9 protein-coding genes are annotated in these 12,464 nt (G+C 72.4%); 4 read left to right on the top strand and 5 right to left on the bottom strand.

The window, feature by feature from the left end; translation table 11 throughout:
• Positions 1-79: 79 nt before the first annotated feature.
• On the top strand, positions 80-1,669 hold the full coding sequence (locus AOA12_RS11345; RefSeq protein WP_054682811.1) for a CocE/NonD family hydrolase: 1,590 nt from the start codon (positions 80-82) through the stop codon (positions 1,667-1,669).
• 16 nt (positions 1,670-1,685) lie between these two features.
• On the opposite strand, the gene AOA12_RS11350 is transcribed toward AOA12_RS11345, so the two are convergent.
• Positions 1,686-2,489, bottom strand: coding sequence for an isoprenyl transferase (locus AOA12_RS11350; RefSeq protein WP_054682813.1), 804 nt, complete (start codon positions 2,487-2,489; stop codon positions 1,686-1,688).
• On the bottom strand, positions 2,486-3,214 hold the full coding sequence (gene recO, locus AOA12_RS11355) for a DNA repair protein RecO (RefSeq protein ID WP_054682815.1): 729 nt from the start codon (positions 3,212-3,214) through the stop codon (positions 2,486-2,488). Before recO ends, AOA12_RS11350 begins: the two co-directional genes overlap by 4 nt.
• A gap of 35 nt (positions 3,215-3,249) precedes the next feature.
• On the opposite strand from recO, the gene AOA12_RS11360 reads away from it, so the two are divergent.
• Entirely contained in the window at positions 3,250-3,933 is a 684-nt protein-coding gene (locus tag AOA12_RS11360; protein WP_054682816.1) for a trimeric intracellular cation channel family protein, read from the top strand.
• Between the two features lie 481 nt (positions 3,934-4,414).
• Here AOA12_RS11360 and AOA12_RS11365 read toward each other — a convergent pair whose 3' ends face one another.
• The 3 genes from AOA12_RS11365 to leuA form a co-directional block, all read right to left on the bottom strand.
• Positions 4,415-6,046, bottom strand: coding sequence for a GTPase (locus tag AOA12_RS11365; RefSeq protein ID WP_054682818.1), 1,632 nt, complete (start codon positions 6,044-6,046; stop codon positions 4,415-4,417).
• A complete protein-coding gene (locus tag AOA12_RS11370; RefSeq protein ID WP_054682821.1) occupies positions 6,046-8,034 on the bottom strand; it encodes a GTPase domain-containing protein in 1,989 nt (662 codons plus the stop codon). Before AOA12_RS11370 ends, AOA12_RS11365 begins: the two co-directional genes overlap by 1 nt.
• A gap of 179 nt (positions 8,035-8,213) precedes the next feature.
• Positions 8,214-9,974, bottom strand: coding sequence for a 2-isopropylmalate synthase (gene leuA / locus AOA12_RS11375; RefSeq protein WP_054682823.1), 1,761 nt, complete (start codon positions 9,972-9,974; stop codon positions 8,214-8,216).
• Positions 9,975-10,251: 277 nt separating this feature from the next.
• Here leuA and AOA12_RS11380 point away from each other — a divergent pair, with 277 nt between their 5' ends.
• Together AOA12_RS11380 and AOA12_RS11385 are read left to right on the top strand one after the other, a co-directional pair.
• Positions 10,252-11,790 carry a S1C family serine protease gene (locus tag AOA12_RS11380; protein WP_197280910.1) on the top strand — a complete coding sequence of 513 codons (1,539 nt, stop codon included), beginning with the start codon at positions 10,252-10,254 and terminating at the stop codon, positions 11,788-11,790.
• 53 nt (positions 11,791-11,843) lie between these two features.
• Positions 11,844-12,461 carry a hypothetical protein gene (locus tag AOA12_RS11385; RefSeq protein ID WP_054682825.1) on the top strand — a complete coding sequence of 206 codons (618 nt, stop codon included), beginning with the start codon at positions 11,844-11,846 and terminating at the stop codon, positions 12,459-12,461.
• The last annotated feature ends 3 nt before the right edge of the window (positions 12,462-12,464 follow it).

Below are 12,464 nucleotides of genomic sequence, written 5' to 3' on the forward strand. Positions count from 1 at the left end.
GACGGACGGACGCCGCTGTCAGCATGGGAGGCGCCGGCAGCGGCATGCGGCCCGGCACACCCACGACCGAGGAGTCTGCATGACGAAGCCCCGCTACGGGCTGCTTGACCGCTATCTGACCCGGGCGAACGGGCTGCCGCGCGGTCGGGCCTACTCGACGACGGAGCACGAGGTCGCGGTCGGGGACGGCACCGTCCTGAAAGCCGCGCACTACGCCCCCGTCGGCCACGCTCGCGGGACCCTCGTGGCGATGACTCCGTACGGTCGCGCCGGCATCGCTGCGCGCCTGGTCTTCGGGATCTACGCATCCCAGGGCTATCACGTGCTGGCGACCAGCGTTCGCGGGTCGTTCGGATCCGGCGGCGCGTTCAACCCGATGTTCCACGACGGGAGCGATTTCCGCGACGTCGTCGCCTGGATGCGCGAGCAGTCCTGGTACACGGGGGCTTTCGCATCGTTCGGCGCCTCCTACCTGGGGTGGACGCAGTGGGCGCTGCTTTCCGAGCCGCAGCCGGATCACAAAGCGGCCGTCATCGTCGTGGGACCTCACGACGTCACGAGGTTCCATTGGGGCTCGGGCACCTTCACGTCCGCCCTGCCGGTCTGGGCGGCCCTGCTCGACGTCCAGGAGACGAGCCCGCTGCGATCCGTGCGGCATGCCTTGACGAAGGGCGAGCCGATCCACCGGCTGCTGCGGCGGCCCGCGATCGCGCAGGAGCTCTTCGAGATCATGCCCGCACAACGGTCCTGGCTGGAGGATCGGATCACCCATGATGTCGACGACCCCTACTGGGCTCCGTTCGATCTCAGCGAGACGCTCGAGCGCGTGGACGTCCCCGTGTTGATCTCCACCGGCTGGCAGGACATCTTCGCCACGCAGTCCCTCGAGCAGTTCGAGAGGCTCAGCGCCCGCGGCACGGATGTCGCCCTCACCGTCGGGCCTTGGGAGCACACGAGGGCGAGCGGAGGGCCGATGCTGGTGAAGGAGGCCCTCGAATGGCTGGGCACCCATCTCGCCGGCGCCGGACCGACACGGAGGTCACGCGTGCACCTTCACGTCACCGGAGCGGACGAATGGCGCGATCTGGAGACGTGGCCGCCGGCGACGGCGCCGCGTCGCCTTCATCTCACGCCCCGCGCACTGGCCGAGACCGCGACGTCGAGCGACGTGTCGTTCTCCTTCGATCCGGCGGATCCGCCGGTCTTTCCGGGCGGCCCCCTCCTGTTCGGAGGCGGCTACGCCGACGACAAGGCCGTCGCGGAACGCGATGACGTGTTCGCCGTCGTCTCAGAGTCCCTCGAGACCGATCTCGAGGTGCACGGACGAATCGTCGTCGTCCTGGATCATTCGGCCGAGCAGCCCGACTCCAACATCTTCGTCCGGGTGTCCGACATCGACGAACGCGGCCGCTCACGGAACGTCGCCCAGGGAGATCGACGGGTCCGTGCCGACGGGACGATCCGCATCGATCTCACCCCGATCGCCCACCGTTTCCGTTCCGGGCACCGCATCCGCGTCGCCATCGCCGGAGGCGCGCACCCGCACTTCCCTGCGAGTCCCGGGACGGGCGAGAACCCGATGCTCGCGACACGTCGGATCCCGAACCGGCACACCCTCCGCCTCGAGGCGTCGTACATCGAACTGCCTGTGGCCGCCTCGACCATGTGATTCGGGCCGGCGTCGGCTACGCCGTGGGCGCGTCGACGGCGCCGCCAAAGCGGCGGTCCCGGTTGAGGTAGAGCTGGATCGCCCGCCACAGGTCGCGGCGGGAGAAGTCTGGCCAGAGCGTGTCGAGGAAGACCATCTCGGCGTAGGCCGACTGCCAGAGCAGGAAGTTCGAGGTGCGCTGCTCGCCGCTGGAGCGGACGAAGAGGTCGACGTCGGGCATGTCGGGGACGTAGAGGTGGCGCCGCAGCGTCTTCTCGGTGATCGCCGACGGCTTGATGCGCCCCGCCGCGACGTCGGCGCCGATCGATCGCATCGCGTCGATGATCTCGTGCCGCCCGCCGTAGTTGACGCACATCGTGAGCGTCATGACGTCGTTGCCGGCGGTGAGCCGCTCGGCGTACTGCAGCTCCTTGATGACCGAGCCCCACAGGCGGGGGGTACGGCCCGCCCAGCGCACGCGCACGCCCCACTCGTTGAGCTGGTCGCGCCGACGGTGCAGCACGTCGCGGTTGTACCCCATGAGGAAGCGCACCTCGTCGGGCGAGCGCGCCCAGTTCTCCGTCGAGAACGCGTAGACGCTCAGGTGGGTCACACCGGCTTGGATCGCCCCCGCGACCACGTCGAGCAGCACCTCCTCACCGGCCTTGTGCCCCTCGATGCGCGGCAGGCCGCGGCGGTTCGCCCAGCGGCCGTTGCCGTCCATCACGATCGCGACGTGCCGCGGCACCGCTCCGCGCGGAAAGGCGGGCGGGTGGATGCCGGTCCAGTCGAGCGGCCGGTACGGCACGGCGTCGCGGTGCGTGTACGGCTTGGGGCTCATGGGGCGACCTCCAGATGCGAGAGCGAGCGGATGCCGCGTTCGAGATGCCACTGCGCGTAGGCGGCGACGAGTCCCGAGGCCGCCTGGTGGGCACCGGCATCCGTCGCCTCGACCGCGTCCCACTCGCCGGCCAGGAGGGCGCGCAGCAACGCGCCGGTCTCGGGCCGCAGCCGTGCGGCGCCCGCGGGCGCGCAGGCGCCGCACACGACGCCGCCCAGCTGCGCGATGAACCACTCGTGCGGGCCGGGGCGCCCGCAGCGCGTGCAGTCGTCGAGCCCGGGCGCCCACCCCGAGAGCGCCATGGCGCGCAGGAGATACGAGTCGAGCACCGAGCGTGCGGCATGGTCGCCGCGGGCGAGGGCGCGCAGCCCGCCGACGAGCAGCAGGTACTGCTGCGGCGTGGCGTCCGCGTCGCTCAGCCGGTCGGCCGCCTCGGCCATCGCGTGCGCGGCCGTGTAGCGGTCGTAGTGCGCCGCGATGTCGGTGCCGTACGACCCCAGCGACTCCGCCTGCTGCACGACGTCGAGCGAGCGTCCCTGGTGCAGTTGCAGATCGGCGACCATGAACGGCTCGAGCCGTGCGCCGAACTTCGACGACGTGCGGCGCACGCCCTTCGCGACGGCGCGGATCTTGCCGTGACGGCGGCTGAGCATCGTCACGATGCGGTCGGCCTCGCCCAGCTTGTGGGTGCGCAGGACGACGGCCTCGTCACGGTAGGTGGGCACTCCTCGATTATCCCGCCGCACGAGAGAATGGAGGCGTGACCGAGCCGCTCTTCACGATTCCGCTCTGGGCAGACCTCACCGCCGTCGGCCTCGGCGGTGTGCAGGGCGCCCTGTTCGCCTCGGGCTTCCGCGGCGAGCGGCGCCTCGACCTGCTCGGCGTCGCGATCATCGGCGTCATGATCGGCATGGGCGGCGGCCTCATCCGCGACCTGCTGCTCGACGTGGAGCTCGCGACGATGCAGAGCGACTGGTACCTGATCACCGCGATCTCGGCGGCGCTCGTCGGCATGCTGCTGTCGGGCCTGTTCCGCCGGCTCAACGGCGTGATCGTGGCGCTGGATGCCGTCGTCGTCGGCATGTTCGGCGCCTTCGGCACGAGCAAGGCGCTCGGTCTGGGCCTCCCGCCGGTCCCCGCGATGTTCATCGGCGTGTGCGCGGCCGTCGGCGGCGGCGTGCTGCGCGACATGCTCATGGGCCTGCCCGTGGCGATCATGCACGTCGGCTCGCTCTACGCCGTGGCCGCCGCCGCGGGCTGCGGCGTGCTGGCCGTGCTGCACGCGCTCGGGGTGCCGCTCGTGGCCGCCGCGATCGTGTGCATCGCCGTGACCACGATCATCCGCCTGCTCGCGGTCGTCTTCGACATCTCACTGCCCGAGCAGCGCGCGCTGCACCGCCGCAAGGTCGCGATGGAGACCGCCACGATCCGCACCGTGAAGTAGCCGCCCCCCGCTGGTTGAGTAGCCGCCGCAGGCGGCGTATCGAAACCCGCGTAACGGTCCGTGGGAAGGGTCTCGATACACTCGCGGCTTCGCCGCGAGCACTCGACCAGCGGGACCAGACGCCCCCCACACACCGGACCCCCACCCCGCTGGTTGAGTAGCCGCCGAAGGCGGCGTATCGAAACCCATGTAACGGACCATGGGAAGGGTCTCGATACACTCGCGGCTCCGCCGCGAGCACTCGACCAGCGGGACGGGACGCACCCACCTGCTCGGCCCACACCCCCGCTGGTTGAGTAGCCGCCACAGGCGGCGTATCGAAACCCATGTAACGGACCGTGGCGAGGGTCTCGATACACTCGCGGCTTCGCCGCGAGCACTCGACCAGCGGGGCGGGATGCCCCCGCAACCCGCGCCGCTCACCCCGCTGGTTGAGTAGCCGCCGGAGGCGGCGTATCGAAACCCATCCCATGGCCCGTGCTCATCTCGGCTGGGCGGCGCGCTCGGCGGCGGCACGGGCCGCGGAGATCGTGGCGAGCTCGGCGTCCACGGCGCCGAGGATGCGGTCGTCGGCGACCTGCTGCACGCTCGCGCGCAGCTCGCGGCCGACCCGCGCGGCGCGCCTGCGCGCGCCGACGCCGCCGAACACCCGGCCGAGGCCCGCGAGCACGAGGCCCGCGAGCACGCCCCCGCCGAGCAGCACGGTCGGCCACGGCAGCTCCAGCACGCCGACGTCGATCGCCGGGACGAGTCCCTCGGTGGGCACGCGCAGGTAGTCGAGCACCGCGAGCCCGCCCAGCCACACACCGCCGGCGACCGCGGCGACGAGCAGCAGCCACTGCAGCGCGTCGACGACGCACCACCAGCGCGCGGGTCGCAGCCGCACGGTGCGGGCCACCGCGACGTCGAGCGCATCGCCGACGTCGGCGGTCGCGGCGACGGCTCGCGCGCTGAGCTCCTCGCCGGCCCGGGCGGGCAGCGATGGCGACACCCCGGCGACGTAGTCGCGCGCCGCGGTCGACAGCTGCGCCCTCACCGCCGGCGATGCGGGAGGCAGCGAGGTGCGCACGACCTCGCCCGCCGAGGGGTCCTGCCCTCGCTTCGCATCGCCGCGCAGGCCCAGCACCCGCAGCGGGTCGGCGCGCAGGCGGCGCACCCAGCGCGACGGCGGCCATCCGGTGCGCACGATCGCGTCGCGCACGCTCGAGCGCTGCACGGCGTCCACGACGAGCGGGATGCCGGCGGCGTCGTCGAGCGCAGCCAGCAGCCGGCGGCGCGCCTGCGCCTGCTCTCCGCGGGCGTCGTGCGCGGCCGGCAGCGCGTCGAGCAGGGTCGCGGCGGCGGCGCGGACATCGGCCGTCATCCGCGCCGTCGCGCTCTCGCGGCGTGCCACGGCGCGCACGATGAGCTCACGCAGCTCGTCGATGCCCTGCCCGGTCGACGCGGAGGCGCCGATGACGCGTGCCGACAAGCCGTCCGCCCGGACGAGCCGGGTCAGGTCGTCGACGACCTGGCGCCCCGCCGCGGCATCGAGACGGTCGAGCTGGTTGAGCACCACCGCGACCGCGTCGTCGCGACCGGTCAGCGGGGCGAGATAGCGATCGTGCAGCACGCCGTCGGCGTACTTCTGCGGGTTCGTGACCCAGATCAGCAGGTCGGCGCGCTCGGTCACGTGGTCGGCGCGCAGCCGGTGCTCGGTGACCACGGAGTCGTGATCGGGCAGGTCGAGCAGCAGGAGGCCGCGCGGGTGCCGCGCCGACACCGGGAGCTCGTGGCGCTCGCTCACGCCCAGCCAGTCCAGCAGGGCCGCCGAGCCGGGCCGCAGCTCGGCGGTCTCGGCGACCGCCGCGAGCGGGAACGCCGTCGTCGGCCGCTGCCGGCCGGTGCGGGCGACGTCGGCGCCCGCCAGCAGGTTGAAGATCGTGGACTTCCCCGCGCCCGTCGCACCCGCGAGCGCCACGACCGTGTGCTCGGCGGAGAGCTGCGCGCGTTCCTCCGCCCGCGCGAGCACGGCGGAGGCGGCTTCCACGACCTCCGGGGCGATGCGCCCCCGCGTCGCGTCGATCGCCGAGCGCAGCGCGACGACGCGGTCGGCGAGCGTGAGCCGCGCCATCAGTCGCCCCCGCCGAACAGGCGCTTCCAGAACCCGCGCGTACGGGATCCGGATGCCGCGTCCGCGGCGTCGGACGACCGCTCGGACTCGGCCGCGACGCCACCGCGCGCCGCGACGCCACGGCCTTCCGTGCCCCTCAGCTCGGCGCCCCGCAGCGCGGGCGCCGGCACACGCGCACCCCGCTCGGGACGCGCGACGCGCGCGGCGTGCTCCGCGGCATCCGCGCGCGCGAGCAGGTCGGCGGCGGTCCGCAGCTCGTCGCCCGCCCGTGGCGACACGCCCAGCGCTGCGACGGCGGTCAGGGCGATGCCGGCGTCGGCGTCGAGCAGCGCCGACAGCCGGTCGGTGAGGCGCTGGGACGCCTCGGCGGCGAGCCGGCGCACCGCGTCGTCGCCGAAGACGGCCTCGAGCAGCTTCTGCGCGACGAGGGCCGTGCCGCCGGCGACGCCGACCTCGAGGCCCGTCAGACCCCCGGTGCTGCCGAAGACCACGAGCATCAGGGCGACGCCGAGGCCGTTCACGCCGAGGCTCAGGCCGCGCGCGAGGCCGCGTTTGCCCGCGCCCTGCTCCGAGACGATCTCGAGGACGTCGCCCTGCCACAGCCGCACCTGCTCGGCGACCGCGGCCCGCATCTCGGCCGTTCCCACGCCGGTGACGCCCGCCGTCGCGTGCGCGTCGACGAGGATGCCGGCGCCGGCCGGGTCGCCTCGCCACAGCGCTCGCACGCGTTCCCGCGCCGTCTCGATCGCGTCGATCGTGACGGCCTCGACGCCGCTCGCGAGCGCACGCTCCACGGGCTGCACGTCGGGCTCGCCGCCGCGGAAGAAGCCGGTCACCCGGTCTCTCAGGCGGCTCGCGCCGCGCTCGATCGTCCGCATCAGGTCGCTCGTCCCGACGATGTCCTGCCAGCGCGTCAGCACCTCGCCGCGCAGCATCGCGCCATCCGTCGTCGCTTTCTGCAGCGTCGCGAGCGCGTCGGCGTACGCCGCGGCGACGACCCCCGTGAGACGTTCGGCCGACTCCGCCTGCGCATCGGCGGCGGTGGCGACCTCCCGCACCGACGCGACGAGATCGGCGAGCACGCCGTCGCGGGTCGCGACGGCGACGTCGGCGCGGGCGTCGGGATCGCCGCCCAGGTCGGTCAGCCAGCCCGCGACCTCGGCGACGGCGTGCGCCGGAAGCATGCCCTGATCGTCGAGCGCGCTCTCGGGGACGACGAACAGCGGCGCATCGGCGAGCCCGTTCTCCGCCATCATCCGCTCGAGGTCGGCGACGACGGGCTCGCTGCCGGGGTCGACGCGGTCGAGCACGAGGGCGATCTGCGCGTGCCGGGCCGCGGCGTCGCGCAGCAGGTCCCACGGCACGGCGTCGGCGTAGCGCGCGGCGGTCGTGACGAACAGCCAGAGGTCGGCGGCGGCGAGCAGCTGCGCGGCCAGCGCACGATTGGCGTCCTCGACGGAGTCGATGTCGGGCGCGTCGAGCAGCGCCAGGCCCGGCGGCATGCCCGCGAACGGCGCGAGCCGCAGCGCCCGCACGCCCGTCGCCGCCGTGCCGTCGCGCCGGTCGTCCGGCTCCGCCGCCCCGCGCGTCGTGTGCACGCGCACGAGGTTCGGGAGCACGCGCTCGGGGGCGAACCAGGGCGCATCGGCGGGATGGAACACGAGCACGGGCGAGCGCGTCGTCGGCCGCAGCACGCCGGGCGTCGTGAGCGGCTCGCCCAGCAGCGAGTTGACGAGCGTAGACTTGCCCGCCCCCGTCGACCCGCCCACGACGACGAGGAGCGGCGCGCCGGCGGCCCGCAGGCGGGGCAGCAGATAGTCGTCGATCTGATCGAGCAGACGGCGCCGGCGCTCGCGCGCGGCGTCGACGCCGGCGCCCTCCAGCGGCAGCGTCGTCGCCGTGAGCCGGCCGCGCACGACGTCGACCGCGGAGAGGAGGTCGAGGCGTGCGCTCGCCGCGGCGCCGTCGTCGGTCGTGGGCTCGGTCATGCTCTCATCCTGCCGTACACGGCCGGCGCGTCCCGTGAACGCCGACGCACGCGATGGGAGCGCCGCTTGTCGCGGCATCCATCGCGTGCGTCCTGGCGACGAGGGCGTTCCAGCTCGTGGCCCGCGGCCCTCGGTATCGCCGTGCGGGAGCGGAATGCGCCCCGCAGACCTGTTCAGCCTCAGACGGCGGCGAGCTCACCCGCCCGGCTGCGCGTGCGGATCGCGCGGTTGACGCCCGAGACGATCGCCTTGAGCGACGCCGTCGAGATGTCGCCGTCGATGCCGACGCCCCACAGACGGTCGCCGTCGACCTGCAGCTCGACGTAGGCGGCGGCGTTCGCGTCGCCGCCCGAGCTCAGGGCGTGCTCGACGTAGTCGTACACCGCGACGTCGAAGCCCTGGCTGCGCAGCACCTCGAGGAAGGCCGCCACGGGACCGTTGCCGACCCCCGACGCCGACACGGTCTCGTCGCCGTCGCGCAGCGTGACCTCGAGCGTCACGTCGCCCGTCATGTCGCTCTGCGTGCGCGTCGACAGCAGTTCGAAACGGCCCCACTTGTCGTCGTCGGCGGGAGCCGGCAGGTACTCGTCGGTGAAGATCGCCCAGATCTGGTCGCTCGAGACCTCGCCGCCCTCGCTGTCGGTCTTGGCCTGCACGACGCCGGAGAACTCGATCTGCAGCTTGCGGGGCAGGTCGAGCGCGTGGTCGGCCTTCAGCAGGTACGCGACGCCGCCCTTGCCCGACTGCGAGTTGACGCGGATGACGGCCTCGTACGAGCGGCCCAGGTCCTTCGGGTCGATCGGCAGGTACGGCACGGCCCACTCGATCTCGTCGACGGGCCTGCCCTCGGCGGCCGCGCGGGCGTCCATCGACTCGAAGCCCTTCTTGATGGCGTCCTGGTGCGAGCCGCTGAAGGCCGTGAAGACGAGGTCGCCGACCCACGGGTGACGCTCGGGGACCGGCAGCTGGTTGCAGTACTCGACCGTGCGCTTGATCTGGTCGATGTCGCTGAAGTCGATCTGCGGGTCGATGCCCTGCGTGAACATGTTGATGCCCAGCGCCGCGATGTCGACGTTGCCGGTGCGCTCGCCGTTGCCGAACAGGCATCCCTCGATGCGGTCGGCGCCGGCCAGATAGCCCAGCTCGGCCGCCGCGATCGCGGTGCCGCGGTCGTTGTGCGGGTGCAGCGACAGGATGACGTTCTCGCGGTGGTTCAGGTGACGGTTCATCCACTCGATCGAGTCGGCGTAGACGTTCGGCGTCGCCATCTCGACCGTGGCCGGCAGGTTCAGGATGACCTTGCGCTCGGGCGTCGGCACGAAGATCTCCATGACCCTGTTGCAGATCTCCGCCGCGAACTCCAGCTCGGTGCCCGTGTAGCTCTCCGGCGAGTACTCGTAGTACACGGTCGTCTCGGGGATCGTCGCCTCGTACTGCTTGCACCACCGCGCGCCGTTCAGGGCGATGTCGATGATGCCCTGCTGATCGGTGCGGAAGACGACCTCGCGCTGCAGCGTGCTCGTCGAGTTGTACAGGTGCACGATCGCCTGCTTGGCGCCGCGGATCGCCTCGTACGTGCGGGCGATCAGCTCTTCGCGCGCCTGCACCAGCACCTGGATCGTGACGTCGTCGGGGATCAGGCCCTCTTCGATGATCTGCCGCACGAAGTCGAAGTCGGTCTGGCTCGCGGCCGGGAAGCCGACCTCGATCTCCTTGTAGCCCATCCGCACGAGCAGGTCGAACATGATGCGCTTGCGCTCGGGGCTCATCGGGTCGATGAGCGCCTGGTTGCCGTCACGCAGGTCGACGGCGCACCAGCGCGGCGCCTTCGTGATGCGCTTGTCGGGCCACGTGCGATCGGGCAGGTCCACGCGCACGATCTCGTGGAACGGGCGATACCGGTGCACCGGCATGGCTGAGGGCTTCTGGTTGTTCTCCATGATGCTGTCGCTTCTGTCTCGTCAGATGAATTCGGGCCAACACCAAGCTCCGCGACGAGGGAGGCCCTGAATCTACGAGGTCTCGTCGCGGCGGCTAAGAAGAAGGAGGCCACCGAAGCGCATAACGCCATGCTACACCCCGCCGGACGCCGCCATGCACCATCGGGGTCCACGAAGACCTAGCGGAGAGCACGCCGCCGTGGGATCATGCGGAATGACAGCGCCCGCATGCGGTGGCGCCGCCTCCCTGACAGGCATGATCCCCGAGGAAGCCGACATGCACCGAGAGCCCCAGACCCGCCGTGTACTCTCTTTCGCCCGAGGGGCGCTCGTCGCGTCGCTCGCGGTCGCCCTGAGCGGATGCGGGGCCGCGATCCCCGTCGTCGACCCGTCGCAGTCGGCGCCGCCCGCCGCGTCGAGCGTGGGCTTCGACGACGTGCAGACCGCGACCGTGTACATCAAGGGCAAGGGCACGTTCATCGACCCGGGCTCGGTCGCGCCCGCCGAGAACCGGTGGATCGGATCGGGGTTCATCATCTCGGAGTCGGGTATCGCGGTCACCAACAACCACGTCGTCTCGGGCGCCGGCACGCTCGACGTCGCGGTCGGCGGCGAGGACGACGTCAACGCCAAGGTGCTCGGCTCGTCGGAGTGCCTCGACCTGGCGGTGATCCAGCTCGACGAGGGGACGTACCCGTACCTGTCGTGGCACGAGGGCGAGATCAAGACCGCCCTCGACGTCTACTCCGCGGGCTTCCCCGCGGGCGCCGCCGAGCAGTTCACGCTCACCCGCGGCATCGTCTCGAAGGCCGACTTCCCCCTCGACACCGAGTGGGCGTCGCTGCAGCACGTCATCGAGCACGACGCCCGCGTGCGCGGCGGCAACTCGGGCGGCCCGCTCATCGACGCGTCGGGGGCGGTCGTCGGCATCAACTTCGCGGGCGAGAACACGCTCGACTACAACTACGCGATCCACCGCGACGTCGCGCTCGAGGTCGTCGACAAGATGGCCGGCGGCGAGGCGGTGCTCACGCTCGGCATCAACGCGCACGCGTGGTCGAGCGGCGACGGCTCGCTCTACGGCGTGTGGGCGCAGTCGGTGCGCGCCGGAGGGCCGGCCGACAAGGCGGGCATCAAGCCGGGCGACCTCGTGCTCAAGCTCGCGGGCGTCAGCCTGGCATCCGACGCCACGCTCAGCGACTACTGCCAGGTGCTCGAGACGCAGGGCCCCGAGACGACGATGACGGTCGAGGTCTACCGGCCGTCGACCGACGAGCTGCTGGAGGGGCAGGTCAACGGGGAGGCGATCGAGGTCGTGCAGACCGGTGTCTTCGGGGGCGGCGAAGACGTGGCGACGGGCGGCTTCGTCCTCGTCGCCGACGACGCGAACGTCCTCGAGGTCTCGGTGCCCCGCGACTGGGCGCAGGTCGACGGCGCCGGCTTCACCGACAGCAACGGCGCGACGTGGTACTCGCTCAGCGCCGCTCCCGACCTGCAGGCGTTCTTCGCGAGCGCCTCGGCGCCGGGCGTGCAGCTCATGGCCAGCGCCGACGCGGCCCGCACCCCCGACGACCTGCTGACCCAGATGACCGGGCAGTTCGGGGCCTGCAGCGCGATCGACGTGGCGCAGCCCTACGACGACGGCTACTACGCGGGCGTGTTCTCGACGTGGGACTGCTCGGGCACGTACAGCGTCGTGATCTCGTCGCTGGATGCCGCGAGCAACAACATCCTCCTCGTCACGCAGCTGTTCACCGACTTCGAGCAGACAGACGCGCTCGACGAGCTGCTGTCGACGTTCTACGCCTTCCTCTGACCGGGTGCGCGCCGCGCGCGAGACGATGCCGGCCGGCGCGACACTCGAGGGGTATGCGTCATCGATTCCTCACGGCGGCGATCGTCGCGGCCTCCGCCATCGTCCTCGGCTCGTGCGCGACGGGTCAGGGCCGTCCCGAGCCCGCCGCGACGCCGCTGGAGTCCCTGGTGCCCGCGCCGCCGTCGTCGGAGGTCGTCGGCACGGGCATGGTCATGGACGTCGCGGGCGACGCGCAGCTGTGTCAGGGGATGATCATGGAGTCCTATCCCCCGCAGTGCCACGGCGTCCCGCTGCACGGCTGGTCGTGGGACGGCGTCGACGGCAGCGAGTCGTCGGGCGACGCGACGTGGGGCATGTACGCCGTGCAGGGCGCCTACGACGGCACGGGCCTCACCGTCACGCGGCCGCCGATCCTGCTCGCCCTCTACGATCCGCCGGCGCTCCCCGACCCCACGGGCGGCACGCCCGGCGCCTCGGACGAGGACGCCCTCACGCGCGTCGCCGACGAGCTCGGCGCGCGGCTCTCCGGCCCGCTCGTCGGCGTGACGGTCATGGACGGCTACGTGTGGCTCGACGTCCCGTGGGACGACGGCACGCTGCAGCGGGCGGCCGACGACGAGTTCGGCGACGGCGTCGTGATCGTCCGCTCCGGCCTGCGCACGGTGGAGTAGCGC

Origin of the sequence: Microbacterium sp. No. 7, assembly GCF_001314225.1 — a bacterium.
In the GTDB taxonomy this organism is placed as follows: domain Bacteria; phylum Actinomycetota; class Actinomycetes; order Actinomycetales; family Microbacteriaceae; genus Microbacterium.